The organism is Methylophilus sp. 14 (assembly GCF_015354345.1).
Lineage (GTDB): Bacteria > Pseudomonadota > Gammaproteobacteria > Burkholderiales > Methylophilaceae > Methylophilus.
This window is the reverse complement of sequence record NZ_JADKYS010000002.1, coordinates 263,763-283,889: the sequence shown is the minus strand read 5'-3', so window position 1 is coordinate 283,889 and position 20,127 is coordinate 263,763. Positions and strand designations below refer to the sequence as shown.

General features: G+C 49.2%; 22 protein-coding genes. 10 read left to right on the top strand and 12 right to left on the bottom strand.

The window, feature by feature from the left end:
* The first annotated feature begins 77 nt into the window (after nt 1-77).
* A complete protein-coding gene (locus INP78_RS06565; protein ID WP_228522708.1) occupies nt 78-983 on the top strand; it encodes an NmrA family NAD(P)-binding protein in 906 nt (301 codons plus the stop codon).
* Nucleotides 984-1,163: 180 nt separating this feature from the next.
* Here the strand turns inward: INP78_RS06565 and pepN are convergent, their stop codons facing one another.
* From pepN to INP78_RS06550, 3 genes are all read right to left on the bottom strand, one after another.
* Nucleotides 1,164-3,770: an aminopeptidase N gene (pepN, locus tag INP78_RS06560; protein ID WP_194741391.1), complete on the bottom strand. Its 2,607-nt coding sequence runs from the start codon at nt 3,768-3,770 to the stop codon at nt 1,164-1,166.
* A 63-nt stretch (nt 3,771-3,833) separates the two neighbouring features.
* Nucleotides 3,834-4,229 carry a type II toxin-antitoxin system VapC family toxin gene (locus tag INP78_RS06555; RefSeq protein ID WP_228522707.1) on the bottom strand — a complete coding sequence of 132 codons (396 nt, stop codon included), beginning with the start codon at nt 4,227-4,229 and terminating at the stop codon, nt 3,834-3,836.
* Nucleotides 4,230-4,237: 8 nt separating this feature from the next.
* Nucleotides 4,238-4,468: an antitoxin gene (locus INP78_RS06550; RefSeq protein WP_194741389.1), complete on the bottom strand. Its 231-nt coding sequence runs from the start codon at nt 4,466-4,468 to the stop codon at nt 4,238-4,240.
* A 228-nt stretch (nt 4,469-4,696) separates the two neighbouring features.
* On the opposite strand from INP78_RS06550, the gene INP78_RS06545 reads away from it, so the two are divergent.
* Nucleotides 4,697-5,182 carry a nucleotidyl transferase AbiEii/AbiGii toxin family protein gene (locus INP78_RS06545; RefSeq protein ID WP_194741388.1) on the top strand — a complete coding sequence of 162 codons (486 nt, stop codon included), beginning with the start codon at nt 4,697-4,699 and terminating at the stop codon, nt 5,180-5,182.
* Entirely contained in the window at nt 5,179-5,349 is a 171-nt protein-coding gene (locus INP78_RS06540) for a hypothetical protein (protein WP_194741387.1), read from the top strand. Before INP78_RS06545 ends, INP78_RS06540 begins: the two co-directional genes overlap by 4 nt.
* Nucleotides 5,350-5,421: 72 nt before the next feature.
* On the opposite strand, the gene INP78_RS06535 is transcribed toward INP78_RS06540, so the two are convergent.
* Nucleotides 5,422-5,688 carry a hypothetical protein gene (locus tag INP78_RS06535; protein ID WP_194741386.1) on the bottom strand — a complete coding sequence of 89 codons (267 nt, stop codon included), beginning with the start codon at nt 5,686-5,688 and terminating at the stop codon, nt 5,422-5,424.
* A 56-nt stretch (nt 5,689-5,744) separates the two neighbouring features.
* The gene (locus INP78_RS06530) at nt 5,745-5,924 is read right to left on the bottom strand and encodes a hypothetical protein (protein WP_194741385.1); all 180 of its coding nucleotides are present in this window, start codon (nt 5,922-5,924) and stop codon (nt 5,745-5,747) included.
* 266 nt (nt 5,925-6,190) lie between these two features.
* On the opposite strand from INP78_RS06530, the gene INP78_RS06525 reads away from it, so the two are divergent.
* Genes INP78_RS06525 through INP78_RS06515 form a run of 3 tightly spaced genes read left to right on the top strand, consistent with a single transcriptional unit; the run spans nt 6,191 to nt 7,843 of the window.
* Nucleotides 6,191-6,580: a hypothetical protein gene (locus INP78_RS06525; RefSeq protein WP_194741384.1), complete on the top strand. Its 390-nt coding sequence runs from the start codon at nt 6,191-6,193 to the stop codon at nt 6,578-6,580.
* A gap of 47 nt (nt 6,581-6,627) precedes the next feature.
* The gene (locus tag INP78_RS06520) at nt 6,628-7,263 is read left to right on the top strand and encodes a DUF5343 domain-containing protein (protein ID WP_194741383.1); all 636 of its coding nucleotides are present in this window, start codon (nt 6,628-6,630) and stop codon (nt 7,261-7,263) included.
* Nucleotides 7,253-7,843, top strand: a complete 591-nt coding sequence (locus INP78_RS06515) for a Swt1 family HEPN domain-containing protein (RefSeq protein WP_228522706.1) — start codon at nt 7,253-7,255, stop codon at nt 7,841-7,843. The genes INP78_RS06520 and INP78_RS06515 overlap by 11 nt, the downstream gene beginning before the upstream one ends.
* A gap of 18 nt (nt 7,844-7,861) precedes the next feature.
* Here INP78_RS06515 and INP78_RS06510 read toward each other — a convergent pair whose 3' ends face one another.
* Together INP78_RS06510 and tkt are read right to left on the bottom strand one after the other, a co-directional pair.
* Nucleotides 7,862-8,200, bottom strand: coding sequence for a zinc ribbon domain-containing protein YjdM (locus INP78_RS06510; RefSeq protein ID WP_194741382.1), 339 nt, complete (start codon nt 8,198-8,200; stop codon nt 7,862-7,864).
* A gap of 156 nt (nt 8,201-8,356) precedes the next feature.
* Nucleotides 8,357-10,342, bottom strand: a complete 1,986-nt coding sequence (gene tkt, locus INP78_RS06505) for a transketolase (RefSeq protein ID WP_194741381.1) — start codon at nt 10,340-10,342, stop codon at nt 8,357-8,359.
* Nucleotides 10,343-10,612: 270 nt separating this feature from the next.
* Between tkt and fae the strand changes: the two genes are divergently transcribed.
* Nucleotides 10,613-11,164: a formaldehyde-activating enzyme gene (fae, locus tag INP78_RS06500; protein WP_019883452.1), complete on the top strand. Its 552-nt coding sequence runs from the start codon at nt 10,613-10,615 to the stop codon at nt 11,162-11,164.
* Nucleotides 11,165-11,465: 301 nt separating this feature from the next.
* On the opposite strand, the gene INP78_RS06495 is transcribed toward fae, so the two are convergent.
* The 3 genes from INP78_RS06495 to INP78_RS06485 all read right to left on the bottom strand — a co-directional run bounded on the left by INP78_RS06495 (nt 11,466) and on the right by INP78_RS06485 (nt 14,199).
* Complete coding sequence (locus INP78_RS06495) at nt 11,466-12,482, bottom strand: Gfo/Idh/MocA family protein (RefSeq protein WP_194741380.1); 1,017 nt, start codon at nt 12,480-12,482, stop codon at nt 11,466-11,468.
* Nucleotides 12,483-12,580: 98 nt separating this feature from the next.
* Nucleotides 12,581-13,399 carry a VPLPA-CTERM sorting domain-containing protein gene (locus INP78_RS06490; protein ID WP_194741379.1) on the bottom strand — a complete coding sequence of 273 codons (819 nt, stop codon included), beginning with the start codon at nt 13,397-13,399 and terminating at the stop codon, nt 12,581-12,583.
* A 164-nt stretch (nt 13,400-13,563) separates the two neighbouring features.
* Entirely contained in the window at nt 13,564-14,199 is a 636-nt protein-coding gene (locus INP78_RS06485; RefSeq protein WP_194741378.1) for a response regulator transcription factor, read from the bottom strand.
* Between the two features lie 115 nt (nt 14,200-14,314).
* Between INP78_RS06485 and INP78_RS06480 the strand changes: the two genes are divergently transcribed.
* The 3 genes from INP78_RS06480 to INP78_RS06470 all read left to right on the top strand — a co-directional run bounded on the left by INP78_RS06480 (nt 14,315) and on the right by INP78_RS06470 (nt 18,269).
* Nucleotides 14,315-15,574 (top strand): transporter, encoded by a 1,260-nt coding sequence (locus INP78_RS06480; RefSeq protein ID WP_194741377.1) that lies wholly within the window; start codon nt 14,315-14,317, stop codon nt 15,572-15,574.
* 13 nt (nt 15,575-15,587) lie between these two features.
* On the top strand, nt 15,588-17,456 hold the full coding sequence (locus INP78_RS06475) for an ATP-binding protein (RefSeq protein WP_194741376.1): 1,869 nt from the start codon (nt 15,588-15,590) through the stop codon (nt 17,454-17,456).
* 81 nt (nt 17,457-17,537) lie between these two features.
* Entirely contained in the window at nt 17,538-18,269 is a 732-nt protein-coding gene (locus tag INP78_RS06470; protein WP_194741375.1) for a PEP-CTERM sorting domain-containing protein, read from the top strand.
* A gap of 44 nt (nt 18,270-18,313) precedes the next feature.
* Here the strand turns inward: INP78_RS06470 and INP78_RS06465 are convergent, their stop codons facing one another.
* Together INP78_RS06465 and INP78_RS06460 are read right to left on the bottom strand one after the other, a co-directional pair.
* Nucleotides 18,314-19,513, bottom strand: coding sequence for a globin domain-containing protein (locus INP78_RS06465; protein WP_194741374.1), 1,200 nt, complete (start codon nt 19,511-19,513; stop codon nt 18,314-18,316).
* 92 nt (nt 19,514-19,605) lie between these two features.
* Entirely contained in the window at nt 19,606-20,046 is a 441-nt protein-coding gene (locus INP78_RS06460; RefSeq protein ID WP_194741373.1) for an Rrf2 family transcriptional regulator, read from the bottom strand.
* Between the last annotated feature and the right edge of the window lie 81 nt (nt 20,047-20,127).

Sequence of the window (20,127 nt, the reverse complement as noted above, 5' to 3'; positions counted from 1 at the left end):
ATTAATGCCTTTTTGTCATATATAAAATGACACTCATGCTATCGCATAACTTAGTTAAAGAGTAGAGAATTTCACACATGACGACAAACGTCGCAATTATTAAGGAGAATGTTATGTTCGCGATTACTGGAATTACGGGGCAAGTGGGTGGGGAAGTAGCCCGAAACCTAATGGCAAACGAAAAACAAATACGTGCGGTTGTGCGTAATGCTGATAAGGCAAAACACTGGGAAAAGCCGGGGAGCCACATTTTCATTGCAGATATGAATGATGCTACCGCACTAACCAAAGCCTTTACTGGCACTGAAGGCGTTTTCATTATGCTCCCCCCAACATTTGACCCGTCTGCGGGATTTACTGAAGCCAGACAGACAATCAAAGTCATCCGGGAGGCGCTTGCGAGAGCCAACCCACCTAAAGTGGTATGTTTATCGACCATAGGTGCCGACAGTAAGAATCCAAACCTGCTCAATCAGCTTGGTATGCTTGAACATGAATTGAGTACACTCGACATGCCAATCGCATTCTTGCGTGCGGCCTGGTTTATGGAGAATTCAAACTGGGATATTGCATCAGCTCTTGAGAAGGGGGTGATCTATTCCTTCCTGCAACCACTGGACAAACCTTTCCCCATGATTGCCACAGCAGATGTAGGTCAGACCGCAGCGGAATTGCTACAGGAAGATTGGCAAGGTATTCGCATTATCAATCTAGAAACGGAAGTCCGTATAAGCCCCAATGATATCGCGGCCGCCTTTACGAAAACACTAGGAAAAACGGTCAATGCTGAATCTGTACCCCAAGATATCTGGTTCATTTTGTTCACCTCTCAAGGAATGAAGAATCCTCTGCCTCGAATTCAAATGCTTAATGGGTTTAACCAAGGTTGGATTGAGTTTAGCCCACATGGAACAGAAATCAGGAAAGGTAAAGTGAAAATGGAACGTGTATTGGAGAAACTGATAGCCAACGCCAACAATTAAGATGATTTGTTTTTCAATTACACTAAATTTCTAGTAGATAGAAATCGATCAACTCGAAAACGAAGGCGCCGCTTCACTGACGCCTTCGTCTCATATAACTACAGCCGAATCATCCGGCTTAGCACTCACGGACAAACGGATAACACGTAATCAACACAAGCCAAGCACATTAATATCCAATTAGGCATTTAAACTCTTGCTCACGATCTCAAACACATCTCCAGACAAACTCGGCGTGGCGAGAATGGCTTCCAGTGCGGCTTTCATATGCGCCTGCAATTGAGGGGTGTAGCGCTTCCACTCACGCAACGGCGTCACCATGCGTGCGGCGATTTGTGGGTTGATGGTATTCAGCTCAATAATCACATCGCGCAAGAACGCATAGCCTTTGCCGCTAACATCATGGAACTTCACCGGGTTATTAATCGCAAATGCCGAATATAAAGAACGTACGCGGTTAGGGTTTTTGATATTGAAATCAGGATAGCTACGCAACATAGCGAGATCGTCAAAAATCTGTTCACGGTTAGCAATCGCCTGCAGCGAGAACCACTTATCGACCACTAGTGGATAGTTCTTGAAGCGCGCATAAAAGTCAGCAAATACCTCGGCACGTTGCGGCTGGCTGCTATCTGACAAGCATGCCAATGCGGTCACGCGATCGGTCATATTATCTGCGGCATCGTAATGCGCTTTTGAGCGTGCTGCGCAGCCGGTGCCATTGGTCACAGTGAGAATCTCCAGCACAGCATGCTGCAAGGCTCTGCGGCCCATGGTTTCTGGCGTAATGGAGAAAGCGCCGGTGTTCGCGTTGGCATCATACAAAGCTGCGAGCGCTTCTTTATGTGTGCTTTTGATTTGCTTGAGCACAGCCGTGCGCGCTGCATCAATCGCGGCAGGATCAATCACCGGCAAATGCTGACCAATCACGCCTATCATAGGCAAACTCAATGCACGCGCCAACAAGGCTTTATCACCCTTGCCTGCCAGGCCTTGTTCAATCAAGGTGCCTACATCCGCCACAAACTGTGAAATGTCTGCTGCCGGATCAGCCATCACACGCTGGATAGTACGCAAAGCCAAGGTCTGGCCCGCTTCCCATTTATTAAAGCCATCGGTGTCATGCACTTGCAGCAAACGCAGGTCATCGTCGCTTAAATCGGTTTCGAGCTTCACTGGCGCAGAGAAGCCACGCAAAATAGAAGGCACAGGTTTAGCGCTAATGCCATTGAAAGTGAATGTTTGCTCACGTGCGGTCACTTCCAGCACCCGGGTTGGCAGAATTTCTTTACCATCGGCATCCAGCAAGCCTAGCGCCACTGGAATATGCAGCGGCTGCTTGTCGGTTTGCCCTGGTGTATCCGGTTGTGACTGCTTGAAGGTCAGCGTATAACTTTGCTGTACGGCGTCATACTGACTGCTGACTTGCAGTGTCGGTGTGCCTGCCTGTTTGTACCAGCGGAAGAACTGCGACATGTCACGGCCAGACGCATCGGCCATACATTGCACAAAGTCATCGCAAGTCACGGCATGGCCGTCATAGCGGTCAAAATACAAATCGGTGGCTTTACGGAAAGTCTCCGCGCCCAGCAAAGTATGCTGCATGCGAATTAACTCGGCACCTTTGTCGTAAATGGTCTTGGTGTAAAAGTTGCTGATCTCGATAAACTGGTCAGGCTGTACCGAATGCGCCAGCGGGCTGCCATCTTCGGGGAACTGCAAGCGGCGCAAGCCGTTCACATCGTCAATGCGCAACACCGCGCGCGAGTTCAAGTCAGCACTAAACTCCTGGTCGCGGAACACAGTAAAGCCTTCTTTAAGCGAGAGTTGAAACCAGTCACGGCAAGTCACGCGGTTACCGGTCCAGTTGTGGAAATACTCGTGGCCGATCACGCCTTCCACGCTCATAAAATCGCTATCAGTCGCGGTTTCCTGATGCGCCAGCACCAGCGCGGTATTAAACACATTGAGCGAGGTGTTTTCCATCGCCCCCATATTAAAATCGCTCACTGCGACAATATTAAACAGTTCCAGCTGATATTCGCGGCCATACACTTCTTCATCCCACTTCATGGACTTTTTCAGTGATTCCATGGCATGGCTACATTGACTTTCATCGCCTGATCGCACATAAATATGCAAATCCACCTTGCGGCCAGTCATTGTCGTAAACGTATCCGCCACGCGCTCCAAATCGCCCGCCACCAGCGCAAACAAATAACATGGTTTAGGGAAAGGGTCATGCCAGACCGTGTAATGACGGCCATCCGTCAACTTACCCGCATCCTGTAAATTGCCGTTTGAAAGCAATACCGGATAAGCCTTGGCATCCGCCTCAATGCGCACTGTAAACACACTCAACACATCCGGGCGGTCCTGGTAATAGGTAATGCGTCTGAAACCTTCCGCCTCGCACTGCGTGCAATACGTGCCTTGCGATTGATACAACCCTTCCAGCGCCGTATTCGCTGCCGGATCAATCTCGCTGACGATGGTGAGCGTGAATGCATCACCCGGATTGGCTATGGTCATTTGCCCATCAGCCACGGTGTAATCGCTTAATGGCTGACCATTTTTTGTGACTGACAAAATGGTCTGATCTTCACCATCCAGCACCAAATCATGAGAAGCACCCGCTGAGTTTTTCACATATTTAACGATAGACGTGACAATGGTTTTGCCCGGCAACAGGTTAAAACTCAAATTCACCTGCGTCGCCAGATATGGCGCTGGGGTGTAGTCTTTGAGGTAAATGGTTTTGGGTGCAACAGCGTTTTCGGTTCGCATGAAAAAATGACCTATATAAGTATTGGCTTGATTATATTTGAGAGTTAAAACTGAGGAATAGGTTTAATCATTAAACCAGTCAACAACAACCAAATTAGGGATGCGATTAAACTCCCTGACATTATTAGTCACCATCGTGAGGTTTTGACTAAGCGCGTGCGCACCGATCATCAAATCCATCGCCCCGATGGGCGTGCCTTTTCTTTCGAGGCTTGCGCGTAAAGCACCATAATAGTTTGCCGCAGACTCATCAAATACCGTAATTTCTAAAGGCAAAATAAAGTCATCTAAAGCAGCCTGATTTTTTTCCTGAAACTGACTTTTAGCAACGCCGTAACGTAACTCGGCCAAGGTGACGCTTGAAATACAAATATCACCCACCTGAAAATCATTAAATCTTTTAAGTACACCAGCAGGCTTTTGCTTAATCAAAGCAATGCAGATATTCGTGTCCAGCATGAGCCTCATTAAAACAAGTCCTCACGCTCTTGTGGCACGGGTTGTGCACGATCATCCATAAAATCGTCGCTAAACTTATCCAGGCTGCTCAATAACACATCCCACGAATGGTTAGCAGGCAACAAAATCACCGCATTACCTGAACGCTTGATAATGACTTCATCGCCTTCGAAACGAAACTCCTTGGGTAATCGAACCGCTTGGCTTTGGCCGTTTTGAAATAATTTGGCAGTTTTCATGACCAGCCCTCAAAAATATATATTTTAAGTATATCTCTTAAAGGGCAACTGTCAACACATTAGCCTCTCAAGCGCACATGGCGATATGATTTTGCAAACTCAAGAAAGGAAGGGGCTGACGTTTTGCTTGTGCTAGATTGCAAGACCTGACCCCGATGATTTAACGAAGTAAAGAGCGTGCAATTAAAAGCAATTCTTTTTTTCAGCCACCTGCTTTAAACTTCAGCTATGTTTTATTTAGACCTGTTTGACGCGCTGAAAAAATTTGATGTCGATTATCTGTTAATCGGTGGATTAGCTGTTTCATTGCATGGCGTTGAGCGAGCAACCATGGATGTGGATATCACAGTCGCCATGCAGCCAGAGAACCTTGAAGGCTTGCTGCAATGTGCAAAATCGCTGCAATTAACGCCTGTTGCTCCTGTGCCTTTAGAAAGCCTGACAAATCTCGCGTTATTGCGTCAATGGCACACTGAAAAAAACATGCTGGCATTTGCATTACGCACACCAGACCTGGCGGGGGTGACGATTGATATTCTGTTGTTTCCACCTTTAGACTTTCACGAGATGCATACTCGCGCTGTGCAATTTAACTTGGGTGAGGTAACAGTCGCGGTCGCTTGCGTGGATGATTTAATTGCTATGAAACGTGCTGCCGCCCGCCCGATAGACCTCAGTGATATTGAACATTTAGAGAAAATAAAATCACTATGAATGCGCCCTTTAATCCAGCCGACAGAACTTACCATGTCAGTGAAGAACGCTTGCGGGCTTTTATGGCTTTAACGCCGTTGCAGCGGTTGCAATGGGTGGAGCAGGTAGCTTATTTTTTGCGTTTGGCTAAATCATCAAAAGAGCATGAGCTGACACAGGTTGACTGATAAAGTTGGACTCTCTTATCACCCACAATAAAAATAGCCTAGTCCAATTTAAATTACACTTGCCCAATTGACTCAGTTAGCTTTGGTCGCAACTTCAAGCTCATCCACAACGCCATCATTGACTACAAACTCAGAAACAGGATGGCCGCTCTCGTACATTAATGCTGCATTCGCTTCAGTCGCTGGCACCGTGATGCGGGAGTTATTAATCATAAAAACGGTAAAGTACTTATTCGCGTTTTTATCAAAATGCTCCCACACCGAAAACACATCTTCAAGATACAGGCCATTAATCTCTAGCCCGTCTAACTTCAAATCAGTTTTATTAAAATTGTTCATTGCATCTACTTCGGAAGTTTATCAACAGTATCCAGATTGAATACCTACTAGTCTGCTTAGTTCCGGGAAATATCCTTGGCTCTGGTATGTGACACCGCTTTTAATATGCCGACACCTGTGAGAATCACAGAAGCAATCACGATGTACAAATGCGGCACGCCTGCCTCAACCAACGCCCATGCGATGCCACCAATCAAAATAGCAAAACCGATAAGATATAAAACGAACGATGACATACAGCCTCCTCATTAATTTAAATTTTTAGCATTTAAATCATAGTTTCTGAGAAGGATAGTGGTATCAGACAGATGCTGAAAAAAATGTAGGAAAATGGGAAATCACTTAAAACTTGAATGGTGCCAATTTAAAGTGCTGGTGTAGTTTTTGACGTAAATGGTTACCGTAGGAGGAAGTGAATTGCGCAACCTGAGATCGCTTGTTAACATAAGTAAGCTTTTAATTCTTTGTTCGAGTTTTCCTAATTTAATACAAGAGAAATTCAATGGCTAATTATATTGTGAAACTGCTAGAGGCTTTGCCAAAAAAGGTCGCAGCAATGAGTAAAGAATACAGGGAAATAGGCGATGCTGCTCTAAAGGCGGTAAATGAAGCTCTTAATGAAACACAACTTTACTACTCGAGACTTGAAAAAGGTGTAGGTACTCAACGTAATGATGAAGAAAAGCTCGTAAAACTGTGGGCTGCTGCAGCAATCCCAATGCGTCATATTGACGAAGAATTTGCTGAAATCTGCCAATATAAATCTCAATTCTGGCTAGAGCCTTCTAGTTGGTCAATTGATAAGGTGCGTGAGTTTAGGATCGAACTTAATAGTGTCCAAGAAAGATATATACGCAAGTTAAGAAAAGAGTCATTTATCAATAAAAAATGACTAATTTATCTAGCCATCCATGCATTCAACAATAAAGGGGCCTGAACGTGTTAACTAATCGCTACATGACCAGTGTTAAAAACCTTGCACCAATTTTTCAAAAAATTGTTGAGGGTGCGGCACCAGATAAATTTACAATCGCACATTTAAAGGGACTTGGTTTCTCTAGTAGCAATGACTTCGGTGTATTAGCTCTATTAAAAGACCTAAACTTCCTTAGTGGAGATGGAACTCCAACAAGTAGATACCATGCATACCGTGACAGAACACAATCACGACGCGTTTTAGGAGAAGCTTTGAAAGAAGTTTATAGTGATTTATTCTTAATCAACGAAACTCTTTCGGAAAAAGATCGATCAGCTATCGAAGGCAAATTCAAACAAACTCATAATGTCACAGATAGAATTGCATCAGAACAAGCAAGAACTTTTTTCGCACTCCTGCAGCTAGCAGACATCTCAGCCCCTCAAGTAAAAATAACTCCGAAAGCTGAGATAAAAAACGACAACACTCATGAAACACCAATACCATCTAAGGCCATTAATTCAATAGTTGATACTACTCCATCTATCGGACTCGGTGGACTTCGTTACAATATTGAAATTCACCTTCCTGCCACCAAAGATACTGAAGTCTACAATGCAATATTCAAATCGCTGAAGGAGCATCTACTTGAGCACTAGCAAAAAGGATGTTCGTGACTGGCTATTTAGAGGACTTATGTTTGAAGCGGACGCTGAACAGTTTAGAAAAGCTGGCATAAGAGTCGGAGCTGATCAACGCGAGGTTGAACAATCACTATTTGAAGAGGTATTAAGCCCTTTTAGTGTGGATACACGAAACGAGGCGCTTAGCATGTCTAGGCTTTACGCGCTTCTATACTGTTTTGAAAACTCTGTTCGAGCACTCATCTTAGAACGTCTTAGTGAACGATATGGTGCAACTTGGTGGGGTACTAAAGTTCCTCGTAAAATACGCGATTTTGCAGAACAAAGAATTAAAGATGCTTTAGATAACTCATGGCTTGAGGGGCAAAGTAGAGACCCATTAGGGTTTATTCAATTTGGTCACTTAGCTGACATAATTTGTGAGAATTGGGTAGATTTTTCTGATTTAATTCCAAGTCAGCATTGGCTCAAGCAACGCATGGATGAATTAGAAAAAGCTCGGAATTTTCTAGCTCACAACAGGTTGCTCCTATCGTCTGAATTTCAGAGAATTGAAATGTACGTCAATGATTGGAACCGCCAAGTAGGCTTATAAACGAAGCATAAAACATGCTCAAGCCTTCTTAACAAACTCCGACTTCAACTTCATCGCACCAAAGCCATCAATTTTGCAGTCGATATCATGGTCACCATCGACCAGGCGGATGTTTTTCACTTTAGTGCCGACCTTCACCACTGACGAAGAGCCTTTCACTTTAAGGTCTTTAATCACCGTAATGGTATCGCCATCTTGCAATACGTTGCCGTTGGCATCGCGCACCACTTTTACTTCGTCTGTATCCGCTGCGGCAACCTTGCTCCACTCGTGCGCACATTCCGGGCAGACATAGTTTTCACCGTCTTCATAGGTGTATTCGGATTGGCATTGTGGGCAGGCGGGTAATGTGGACATGCGAACTTTCTAGAGGCTAATCAATAAAACCATATATTTTACAGGGTTATTATTGATTACCCTAGTTCGTTTGTCGCGCTAAGCAATTGGCTAAACAGTAGGCGTAAAAAAACCGCCCCACAAGGAGGCGGTTTTTTATGCAGCGACTGTTCTAAATTACAGAACAGATTTCACTGTGTTCACAACGTTTTCAGCTGTGAAGCCGAAGTGTTTGAACAGTGCGCCGCCTGGTGCGGATTCGCCGAAGGTATCGATACCAACAACGGCACCTTCAATACCTACATACTTACGCCAGAAGTCTGGGTGAGCAGCTTCAACAGCCACGCGTTTAACGCCTGGAGTCAATACACTGTCTTTGTAAGCTTGGTCTTGACGGTCGAATACATTGGTGGATGGCATGGAAACCACACGCACTTTAGTACCCGCAGCGTTCAATTCAGCAGCTGCTTGAATCGCCAGATCCAACTCGGAACCGTTAGCAATGATGATCACATCCGCTTTACCAGCAGCGTCAGAGAATACATAGCCACCTTTACGGATCAGGTCGAAGTCTTTAGCATCGTGCTTGATGCCTGGAACAGCTTGACGGCTTAATACCAAGCTGGTTGGGCCTTCAGTACGCTCTACTGCAGCAACCCATGCTACGGTTGTTTCTGTAGAGTCAGCTGGACGCCATACATCCATACGAGGAATCATACGCAAACCAGAGGTGTTTTCAACTGGTTGGTGTGTAGGACCATCTTCACCTTGACCGATAGAGTCATGGGTCAGCACGTAAATCACACGTTGATGCATCAACGCAGACATACGCATGCCGTTTTTCATGTAGTCAGAGAACATGTGGAAAGTACCGCCGTATGGCAACAAGCCACCGTGCAATGCCATACCGTTCATGATCGCAGCCATACCGAACTCACGTACACCGTAAGAGATGTAGTTGCCTGGCTCTTTACCGCTCACGTGTTTGAACTCTTTCGCTGCTGTCAGGTTAGAACCTGTCAAGTCAGCTGAACCGCCCAGGAACTCTGGCAAGATTGGTGCCAAAGCAGTGATCGCTTTTTGTGAAGCTTGACGAGTCGCCAATTTCTCAGCTTTTTCGTTCGTTTCAGCGATGATTGCGTCAGTCAATGCTTTCCAGTTAGCTGGCAATTCGCCTGCCATACGGCGTTTGAATTCTGCAGCTTCTGCTGGGTAAGCTTTAGCGTAAGCGTCAAACTTGGCATTCCAGTCAGCTTCGCGTTTTGCGCCTTTGTCTTTCTGGTTCCAGCCTTCGTATACGTCAGCAGGAATTTCGAATGGAGCGTGTGGCCAGCCGATAGCTTCACGAGTTGCGGCAACTTCAGCTTCGCCCAATGCAGAACCGTGGCAGTCGTGTGAACCGCACTTGTTTGGTGAACCTTTACCAATGATGGTTTTGCAGCAGATCAGTGATGGTTTGTCAGTCACTGATTTAGCTTCGTCGATGGCTTTTTGAATCGCAGCCTGGTCGTGACCATCTACTGAAACAACGTGCCAGCCGTAAGCCTTGAAGCGGCCTGCGGTGTCGTCTGTGTACCAGCCTTCGATGTGACCGTCGATAGAAATACCGTTGTCATCCCAGAAAGCAACCAGTTTGCCCAGGCCCCATGTACCAGCCAAAGCACAAGCTTCGTGAGAAACGCCTTCCATCATACAGCCGTCGCCCAGGAACACGTATGTGTAGTGGTCAACGATGTTGTGGCCTGGCTTGTTGAATTGGTCAGCCAGCAGTTTTTCTGCCATCGCGAAACCAACGCCGTTAGCGATACCTTGGCCCAATGGACCTGTAGTGGTTTCAACGCCTGGTGCGTAACCGTATTCTGGGTGACCAGCGCAGCGGGAGTGCAATTGACGGAAAGACTTGATGTCGTCCATGGTCACATCGTAACCAGTCAGGTGCAACAAGGAGTAGATCAACATAGAGCCGTGGCCGTTAGACAACACGAAGCGGTCACGGTTAGCCCATTGTGGGTTAGTTGGATTGTGGCTCAGATTGTGGTTCCACAATACTTCAGCAATTTCAGCCATGCCCATAGGTGCGCCTGGGTGACCGGAGTTTGCTTTTTGTACAGCGTCCATGCTCAGAGCACGGATGGCGTTGCACAAGTCGACACGAGTTGCCATTGTTTTCTCCCTAGAGTGAAAGTGAGCGGTCTTACACAAAATGCTGCAAAACCTTGATTGAATTCTTTAAAAAGGCCGAAAAACCCGCCTTTTACGGAAAGGCTAGATTATTCACTAGAACCCGTTTTACTTCAAGCGTTAATCACCTTTTTCTGGTGATGGTTTTGCTATGGCTGACCTATGAAAAAGGGCATTCTGTTGCCTGCAAGGGTAGCTTTCGGCGAGGGTTTCCCCTACCATGACAAAACATTGATAGCAAAGGAAGTAATGATGTCTGACGAACGAATTATCATGCGTGTGGGTGAAGCACTGGTCGCTGGCGGCCCACCCGGCACAGCCGCAGAACCGGAAGTCGCCATTGGCGAAATGAACGGCCCCATGGGCACGGCCTTTGCCAACCTGCTGGGCGACCAGGTCAAAGGCCACACGCGCGTGCTGGCGATTATGAATACCGATATCATGGTACGCCCGGCGACACTAATGGTGAGCAAGGTGACGGTGAAAGACCCGCGCTATACCAATATATTAATGGGCACCGTGCAAGGTGCGATTGCCAATGGCGTGCTCGACGCGGTACGCAGTGGCGACATTCCTAAAGAAAAAGCCAACGATCTGGGTATTATTGTCTCAGTGTGGCTGAGCCCGGCGATTCTGGAACAAGAGAAAATCGACCATAAAGCCCTGTTTGATATTCACCGCGAAGCCACTTTCAAGGCGATTCAGAAAGCGCTGCGCAACGAGCCTAGCATTGACTGGTTGTTAGAAAACCAGGAGAAAATCGTGCATAAGTACTATCAGATGGGCCTGGATGGCAAGATCTAATCATCAATGGCTGCGCGGGCAAATTGCAGCGTTGCGCAGTTTTTTAGTTACGGCATAACCTTAAGGTTAGCCTACACTGAAACTACGTTTTCGAAATCCTCATGTACTCAATGTACATTGGCTTCGGCCACTTCGTTTAACATCGCTACGCGAGTTAGCCTACGCCGCAACACTCCGTTTATTGTCCGGTTTCTGTGTGCCGTGCGCCTTGCACTTTATCCTGCTCGCACATTGATCACTGTAATGAATAAATAAAGGATGCTTAAAGCATCCTTTATTTATTGCACAAATCCTAATTTCTTTAGCGCTTCAAGGCCGCAATCACAGCCTCAATCGCCTTGCAGTTACCGCGCGCATCGTCAAAAGTCAGCAAGGGTGTTTTGCCGTAACGCACGCAATCAGCAAAATGCTCAATCTCCAAGTTGAAGTGGTTAGCTTTGGGCAATACGATGGTTTCTGATTTGCCACCCGCCTCCCAGCTAATCACCGGGTCATCGCCTGGGTAGGCCCACATATTGTGGCATTTGATCCAGCCTTTATCGCCAATAAGCTCATACTCAGCCTTGCGGCCACGCTCAAAGCTCACATCAAAGTGGCCTAAACGGGCACGGCCTTGTGCATCCGGCCCAAAGTCGAGCACGCCGCTGGCGACGACATCCGCCCCATGTTCATTGAGTTTGCCGTAAGCGACGGCATTGACTGGCTCTGCTGGCGCATCGCCGCCACCAAAGCACCAGCGCAGCGCATGAATCGCGTACGGCCCGATATCCCACATGGCTCCGCCACCATTGGCCATATCGCGATTGATACGGTACATACGCGCTGGCGCCATGAGGAAAGAAAAGCTGGCGCGACAGGACAGCACATCGCCGATCAGGCCGCTGTCGACCAGCGCTTTGACTTTGGCATGCTGCGGGTGAAAGCGGTACATAAAGCCTTCCATCACCGTCACGCCTTTGGCCTTGGCGGCTGATTCAATCGTATCGATATCGGCCAGCTTGGTCGTCATCGGCTTTTCGATTAACACATGCTTGCCCGCCGCAATCGCTTTCAGCGCCCATTCGGCGTGCTCTTCGTTGGCCATTGGGCAATACACGGCCTCCACATTGCTGTCCGCCAGCAAGCTATCCATGTCGTCATAGCAAGTGACGCCACCCAGGTCGGGCGCATATTTATCGAGCGTGGCTTTAGCTGCCCCGGCGCGGCGGCTGGCAATGGCCACCAATTGCGAGTTACTGGCCTCTATAATCGCAGGCAGCAGACGCTCATTGACACGGGCTGCGCCTAAAATACCCCACTTCAGCCTTTGTTTGCCCATCTTTCCACCTCATTCATTAAACGAGCTTTATTATACCGTGCGCACACATAAAAAAAGGCTGGTTACCCAGCCTTTCAATCACACTTGCAAACGGAATATTAAACCGGGCGTGTACGACGACGCACCACCGCACCTAACACAGGCAGACCTGTTGCAAACAACCAAACGGCAGTGGGCGCAGGCACTGGGCTAATCACGCTCGGCGCCATCCCGTTCACGCTGACGCTCAAGTTATCTACAGCGACTTTGGCGTTGAACCCATCACAGGAAACATAGCATTGGTTGTACGCCACATAACCAACGCCAAAGCGCAACATGCCGCTACTGAAGTCAGGTTGCTCAGTGCTATAAAACCCCTGAGTCACAAAATCAGCATTTAAACTCAACCACTTGCTACCGTCTACACTACTAAAACTAAAACTAAAACTTTGCCACTGACTATTGGTGATGGATATCATGCTATCCCACAAATAATAGATGCGACCGTTTTGCTCCACTGCCGCGGTTAACAAGCCGCCGCTGTTGTTAGTGTAGCTAGACTCCAGACTCGTTGCGTCAAAACTGATATCGAGGCTGGTCAGCACACCATCGGTGGCGGGGTTCCAGGCTGCGGCTTGATAGATCATCGCCAGTCCTGCACCTGGAGAGTATCTATTACCGTCGGACTCAATAGGACTGTCGTAACCCGATTTTGACACGCCCAGTTGCAAGTGACTGCCAGCATTTCCGCCATTGGCAACTACCGTTCTGACTTCTGTGACTGAATTTGTATTGTTGACTAAAATGACCGCCCAATCCGCCTCCGTCATGTCCCCGACGACCAGAGAGGTCGCCTGAGCTGCGCCAGTCAGGTAAAAAAAGCTGAGTGCGAGTGCAGGCTTTTGATATTGAACAGCGTAACGAAATACTCCAAGCATAGAATCAACCTTCCCATAAAGTGAATTTCAAACAGAGCAAACACGATGATGAGAAGATGATAGTGCATCAGAATAAACGGAAACACCCCGCAAACAGGGGGGAGATGGCTGTAAGGGACAAGCCACGCCTGTTTCTTATCGCCTGTTAAACGTGTTGATGCAGGTTAAATCAAGCCCATCTTCTGCGCTGTAATGGCAGCCTCGGCGCGTGAAGAAACGTTTAATTTGCGGTAGATTTCTTTGACGTATCCAGCCACGGTATTGCGCTTGAGGCCGAGCATATTGGCGGTTTCAACCATGGTCATGCCTTTGGCGATAATCGATAACACTTCTTTCTCACGTTCGGTCAGCAAGGCGGGAGAGTTTGCCTGGTCAAACGGCTCATGAAAATGGCGTAATAATTTACGCGCAATGGCAGGCGACAAGGGTGGCTGGCCGGTCAAAATGCCATTGAGCGCCTGCACAATGGCAGCCTGTGGCTGATCTTTGAGCAAATAGCCGTGCGCGCCCGCGCGCAATGCCGGGAAAATATGGTGATCGTCGTCAAAAATGCTTGCAACCACACAGATTGTTTGCGGAGAATGCCGATTCAACCATTCAATCACCGAAACGCCGCTGCCGTCTGGTAGACTTAAATCTATGAGCGCAATATCGACGGCGGGCAGCGCAGACAACATAGACACTGCTTGAGCAATATGGCTGGCAGATTGGATTTGAATCTCCGGAAAACTCTGTCGCAACACCTCAGACAGCCACACTTGTGACTCGGGCGTATCCTCAAGAATAAAAGCAGTTTTCATGGTAGTCAGGGGTGCCAGGATGCATCAATGTCGTTAAAGGGACTATATACGAAATTTCGGGCGCGACACCCCCGTAAACAGGGGGATCACATTTAAAAATAATTCGAATACACTCATGCACCACATACGCTGCCGCTGGCTCATCTTGTCACCCACACCCTACTTGATTGCACTGGGCTTATGCTATGCCCAAACGGCATCCGCCACAGAGCCCTTACCCACTGCCTCTTATTTCGGCCTGGACACCATGGCACCAGAAGGCGGCTGGGGTATCCGTCTTGAGCAACGCAACAACTCGTTTAACCAGCGATATGATGACAACGGGCGCTTGCGTGACCTTGGCGCACACTTTAATCAACTGGACCTAAATGCCAGCATCTTTCCGGCACTATCACCTCTGGGGGCAGGTGCCTCATTGGGCACCACGCGTTTTAAAAGTGAAACCAACATACAGGCCAGCATCCTCACCATTGGTTACGGCCTCGCGCCTAACCTCACCATCGGTGCGATCATCCCCTATGCAACCTCACATACCCGCGCCGCATTCGGGGTAAATGGCGGCACGGTGGGCGCCAATCCGGCATTTGATGCCAGCCAGCCGGTAAGTGCAGGCAACTTTCCGTTTGCACCTGTCGGCGGCCCGGTGACCGCACTGGGCAGCGCAGGGGTGCAAAATGTGTTAACCAACCCGGCCTTTGGATATCAATATAAAGCGATCCAGAATCATCGTAGTGAAGGCCTTGGCGACCCAACGCTGGGCGTATTGTGGCGTGCGCTCAAGTCCCCGGGAGAAAGCCTGATCATCGGCCTGGGGCTGAGACTAGGCCTGGCCAAAAAAGATGACCCGGACAATCTGCTGGACACGCCGCTGGGCGATGGCAGCAACGATATTCGCAGCCGTTTCGAGTATTTTCGCGACCTGGGCGCAAATTTCGATCTGCGCCTGCTTGCCGATTACAACTGGCAAACGGCAGACAAAGCCAGCATGCGCATCCCGGCGCCGGGCCAGTTAATTGCACCGGCGAGCAGCAAACAGCGCTTGCGACGTGATTTGGGTGACTACTATGAAACAGACATCGAGCTAGGTTATCGTTGGTCTAACTGGCGCTTCGCCACCACCTGGCATCATTATGAAAAGCAAGCAGATGACTACCGCTCCAGCATAGGCACAGATACCAGCAGCCTGGAAACAAACACCTTCACCAAGGCAGAGCAATACCGCATCAGCGCTGCATGGAGCGGCATCCAAGCCTGGCAACAAGGCAAACTGCCTTTGCCACTCATTGTGAAACTCGAAATACAGGATACGGTTGCCGGACGCAATTTTGTCGATGTGCGCGATATTTCCCTGCAGGTGATCACCCTCTTTAAATAGAAGATCGTCCCAAATGCCTGCCATTAAAACCCTTTTATGCCTCATTGTCAGTATTTGGCTACTTAGCCCAAGCACCACTTTTGGTTCGGCAGCCGTGCCCGAATCAGCCAGCACCGCGATCACCATCGAACAGGGCTGGTTTGCCCTCAACGCCCAGGCCACGCCTCCGTCACAAGCCAACTGGCAACCTGTGAGGCTGCCAGACCTGTGGAAAATCAACCACCCGCAGGCCGTGGGCAATGGCTGGTATCGCTTTCAATTTGATTATCCGGCGCTGAACCACCAGCAGCTTTATGCGCTTTACCTGTCGCGGCTTAGCCTCAATGGTGAGGCTTATTTAAACGGCACGCTGATCGGCTCCGGTGGCGCGTTCACTGAACCGGTTGCCCGCTACTGGAACCGACCAATGCTGTTGACGATTGCCCCCGGCGTGCTCAAAGCCAAAGGCAATCTGTTATATATCAGGATCATGGCGCCACGTAATTCACAGGGCATGCTGTATGCGCCGGAAATTAATACACTGAGCAGTCTGCAACCACGCTATGATCAGGCAAAGTTTATACGCATCACCCTCAATCAAACTTCCAGCCTGTTGATCATAGGCATAGGCTTGCTGATGCTGAGCTTGTGGTGGCGCCGCAAGCAGGATACGGCGTATGGCCTGTTTGGCCTAGCGGCGTTTGTGTGGGCGCTACAATCGCTCAATTTCTATGTGATCACTGCTCCTCTACCGACGCCTTTGTGGGAGCTGCTGGTCAACGCCAGTTTTCAGGCCATTGCCGCGTTATGGCTGATTTCTTTGCTCGAATTTGTCGGTATTCGCCTCAAACGCTTTAACCAATTACTGTGGGCCATGCTCATCTTCTCGCCACTCAGCTTACTCTGCACTCCCGCCGCCTATTTTACCGATGTCACCGATTTCTGGCATCTGGTCACCATGGCCGTGGTCATCGTTGGCCTGGGCTTGCTAGCCAAAGCCGGCGTTGTGCACCGCAACAAAGATGCCCGATTGCTGTTGCTGACCTTGAGTGTGATTCTGCTGTTTGCATTTCATGACTGGCTGATCCATACCAACATTGCTGTGCTTAGCAAATGGATGAGCAACGAGGAGTATCTGATGCAATTTTCAGCGCCGGTGCTGTTTTTGATTGTCGGGCTGATGATGACGTCACGCTACGTTGGGGCCCTCAATGATTACGAGCAACTGAATCAGCAACTCGAACAACGCGTGGTTTCCAAACATGAAGAACTCAATCAAAACTTTCAGCAGTTGCAGTCCATCCTCAAAGAGCAGGCGACGCTAGCGGAGCGCGAGCGGATTTATCAGGACCTGCATGACGACCTGGGTGCCAAGTTACTCACATTGGTGTATCGCGCACAAAACCCTAACAATGCCGAACTGGCCAGGTCGGCGCTGCAGGATTTGCGCGATGTGGTCTCGCGCGCCGGGGCTGAGCGCATGCCACTGACCGACGCCATGGCCGACTATCGCATTGAGTGCGAAAAACGCCTTAGCGATGTCAACATCCAACTGATTTGGGATCTGCAGACAACGGCTCATGAGCGATTGCTGACGCAACCGCAGGTACTCAACCTGGGCCGCATTATCCGCGAAGCGGTATCTAACATTATCCGCCACGCCCAGGCCAGCGAAGTCACAATCCGCCTGAGCTGTGATGGCACTCACCTGTTACTCACCATCAGTGACAATGGCATTGGCCTCAATGATGAGGCGCAAAAAAGCAAAGGGCGAGGCTTAAACAATATCCAGAAACGGGCCGCCTTGCTAGGCGGCGAGGTTCATTTTGCCACCTCAACGACTGGCGGACTCAAACTCTGCCTGCAACTACCACTGCAGGCATTTGCACTTGCGTCTGATTAAACTGCCCCCCCCTGTTCAGGGGATGCAAGCGGCTGATTTAATCCTCTAAGATAAGGCTCCTATTATCTGGAGGAGAGAAAGATGAACACATTAAAAATCACGATCGCACTTGCCGCTGGCTTGCTCGGCACGACCAATATGGCACATGCCATCAGCACCAGCACAGCCACCTTCTGGGGACCAGCACCGTATTTATCCTCGCATGACATTCCTACCGGCTTTTATCAGGGTGGACTGCCAGTATTGTTAGAAACTCTCGAAGACAACACGCTAGACAGCACACTCAGCGCGAGTAGCGGCAGCATTATTGATGCATCAACCTGGGGCAGTTTAGTGGACTCTGTAGATGCAGATGATGGTGATATTGACGGCGTAGGCAATGGCGGTCACAGCTGGTTTTCCAGCGACGTCACTTTCACCTTTGTCGGCAGTGGCCCTTTGCCTACAGCCTTTGGCCTGGTGTGGACCGATGGCTCGGGGACGATTACATTCAGCGCAACCGATGCGCTGGGCCAATCACTGGGCTCACAGTCATTTACGGGCATTCCAGATGGCTCCTTTGGCGGCACGACAGGCGATGATCACTTTTTCGGCGTTCAGTTTGCCGGCGGTATCCGGTCTATCACCATAGGCACGGGCGGCGGGATTGAAGTCGATCATATCCAGTATGGGCAGATGGTGAGCAGCGTGCCTGAACCGACCTCGGCACTCATGCTCAGCCTGGGCTTGCTGGGCCTGGCTGGCTACATGCGCACACACAGGTCTGCCAGGGGCGGTTTGGCGACGCTCAGCAGAAAAGCGCTATTCTCTTGAGCGACGCCGGTAAGTTGCTACCTGACGTTCAAACCAAACCGCGCCTAGACAGCCTGATTCAGGCTTTCCGGGCCGAACACTTCGCGGTGGATGTGTTGCGGTGGAATCCCTAATGCCAGCAAGGCTTGCCACTGCGCTATCATGAACGGCAGCGGGCCACACAGGTAATATTGCGCATGCAGGTCAGCATTGAATGGCCACTCGTTCACACGCATGCGGCCCTCATGCACCAGGCGCTCGGTTGCAAAACCGGGTTTCTCTTCAATGTATAAACCCAAGTGTAGTGATGCCATTTGCTCGGAACTGGCAATCAGTTCATCTAGGTGTGGCACATGCTGCATGGTGCGAGCCGCATGCAAAAACCACACCTCGCGCTTAGCCTGCGCTTGCTGTAGTGTTTTTAACATGGACAGCATGGGCGTAATGCCCACGCCTGCGGAGATCAGCACCAGTGGTGTGCTGGCTTGCAAAGCTGGCGTAAATTCGCCATAAGGATGGCTGATCAGAAACTGCCCGCCAACCTTGGCGTATTGATGCAACCAGTTGGACACCGTGCCTTGCGGTGTTTGCGTATCCCCAGCCTCGCGTTTCACACTGATGCGGTAAGTGTCTTTTTGCTCGGCATCTGACAGGCTGTATTGACGGATCTGGCGCGCACCATCCGGCAAGGTGACGGCGACACTAATGTATTGCCCGGCCTTGAACGCAGGCAGTGCCTGATCTTCTGCCTCCAGCACAATCGACAGGATACCGTCTGCGGCTGTCGTCACCTCTGTGATACGCGCCTCTATCCATTGGTCTGCAGCATAACCGGTGCTTTGATATAAGCGGGCTTCTGCGGCGATAAATTCCCCTGCCAGCAACCAGTAGGCCTCATCCCAGGCAGCAATCAGGGGGGGCGTGGCCGCGTCACCCAACACCTCAGCAATCGCGCCCAGCAAATGGCGGCCCACAATCGGGTAATGCGCTGGCTTGATGCCAACCGCAGCATGCTTGTGCACGATACGGTCAATCACCGGTTGCAAAGCCGACGCATTATCAATATTGGCAGCATAGGCAAACACGGCAGCGGCCAGCGACTGCTGTTGGCTACCATTGGCCTGGTTACCCATATTGAACAGGTTCTTCAACTCAGGATGCGCGTTAAACATATTGCTGTAAAACGTGGTGGTAATCGCCACGCCATGCGCCTGCAACACGGGGACACTGGCCTGGATATACGGACGGGCAGTACTGGATAACATAAACACTCCTTTTAAATAGCATCTAAAATGCAACTTTTAACATCAAAAAATGGCCTGCTTTCACAGGCCGCACCCCACTTAGGCCGTGTGACTCAGGCCGCGTGGGTTTTATGCATGGAAATAATTTTTTCCCTGGTGTTGTGATTGACGATATCGAACAGCCGGTGCTGGTTCATATGCGCATAAAATGACTCCAGCCCAGTTTGCAAAGCCCCTTTGAGCAGGCAGTCTCCATGAAACCGGCACATGGGTTTTTCGCAATTAATCAGTTCAGTCGTATTTTCCAGCTCGCGCAAAATATCACCTATGCGCAACTGCAGTGACTCCGGGTTCAACTCCAAGCCACCATTGCGGCCGCGCGTTGCCTTGATCCAGCCCAGCTTGTTCAAGCGCGTAATCACTTTAATCAAATGGTTACGCGGCAAATCAAACGTGGTCGCGATCTCGTCTATGGTCACTTGCTGGTCAAAGCGCGACTGTGACAAATACATCAAGACGCGCAAACCAATATCGGTAAATTTGTTTAGCTGCATGCTGTGCATTCTAATATATGTTTCATTTACAATGCAACTTTAAATTGCTATGCTGAGATTTATTATCAGATTGACAGGAGT

Excerpts from the sequence above, each read along its gene's own strand:
- INP78_RS06525 (WP_194741384.1), top strand. The coding sequence starts at position 6,191 with ATGGCTAATTATATTGTGAAACTGCTAGAGGCTTTGCCAAAAAAGGTC.
- fae (WP_019883452.1), top strand. The coding sequence starts at position 10,613 with ATGTCTGACGAACGAATTATCATGCGTGTGGGTGAAGCACTGGTCGCT.
- tkt (WP_194741381.1), bottom strand. The coding sequence starts at position 10,342 with ATGGCAACTCGTGTCGACTTGTGCAACGCCATCCGTGCTCTGAGCATG.
- INP78_RS06475 (WP_194741376.1), top strand. The coding sequence starts at position 15,588 with ATGCCTGCCATTAAAACCCTTTTATGCCTCATTGTCAGTATTTGGCTA.
- INP78_RS06460 (WP_194741373.1), bottom strand. The coding sequence starts at position 20,046 with ATGCAGCTAAACAAATTTACCGATATTGGTTTGCGCGTCTTGATGTAT.
- INP78_RS06485 (WP_194741378.1), bottom strand. The coding sequence starts at position 14,199 with ATGAAAACTGCTTTTATTCTTGAGGATACGCCCGAGTCACAAGTGTGG.
- pepN (WP_194741391.1), bottom strand. The coding sequence starts at position 3,770 with ATGCGAACCGAAAACGCTGTTGCACCCAAAACCATTTACCTCAAAGAC.
- INP78_RS06480 (WP_194741377.1), top strand. The coding sequence starts at position 14,315 with ATGCACCACATACGCTGCCGCTGGCTCATCTTGTCACCCACACCCTAC.
- INP78_RS06510 (WP_194741382.1), bottom strand. The coding sequence starts at position 8,200 with ATGTCCACATTACCCGCCTGCCCACAATGCCAATCCGAATACACCTAT.
- INP78_RS06535 (WP_194741386.1), bottom strand. The coding sequence starts at position 5,688 with ATGAACAATTTTAATAAAACTGATTTGAAGTTAGACGGGCTAGAGATT.
- INP78_RS06545 (WP_194741388.1), top strand. The coding sequence starts at position 4,697 with ATGTTTTATTTAGACCTGTTTGACGCGCTGAAAAAATTTGATGTCGAT.
- INP78_RS06530 (WP_194741385.1), bottom strand. The coding sequence starts at position 5,924 with ATGTCATCGTTCGTTTTATATCTTATCGGTTTTGCTATTTTGATTGGT.
- INP78_RS06470 (WP_194741375.1), top strand. The coding sequence starts at position 17,538 with ATGAACACATTAAAAATCACGATCGCACTTGCCGCTGGCTTGCTCGGC.
- INP78_RS06550 (WP_194741389.1), bottom strand. The coding sequence starts at position 4,468 with ATGAAAACTGCCAAATTATTTCAAAACGGCCAAAGCCAAGCGGTTCGA.
- INP78_RS06465 (WP_194741374.1), bottom strand. The coding sequence starts at position 19,513 with ATGTTATCCAGTACTGCCCGTCCGTATATCCAGGCCAGTGTCCCCGTG.
- INP78_RS06565 (WP_228522708.1), top strand. The coding sequence starts at position 78 with ATGACGACAAACGTCGCAATTATTAAGGAGAATGTTATGTTCGCGATT.
- INP78_RS06495 (WP_194741380.1), bottom strand. The coding sequence starts at position 12,482 with ATGGGCAAACAAAGGCTGAAGTGGGGTATTTTAGGCGCAGCCCGTGTC.
- INP78_RS06555 (WP_228522707.1), bottom strand. The coding sequence starts at position 4,229 with ATGCTGGACACGAATATCTGCATTGCTTTGATTAAGCAAAAGCCTGCT.
- INP78_RS06540 (WP_194741387.1), top strand. The coding sequence starts at position 5,179 with ATGAATGCGCCCTTTAATCCAGCCGACAGAACTTACCATGTCAGTGAA.
- INP78_RS06490 (WP_194741379.1), bottom strand. The coding sequence starts at position 13,399 with ATGCTTGGAGTATTTCGTTACGCTGTTCAATATCAAAAGCCTGCACTC.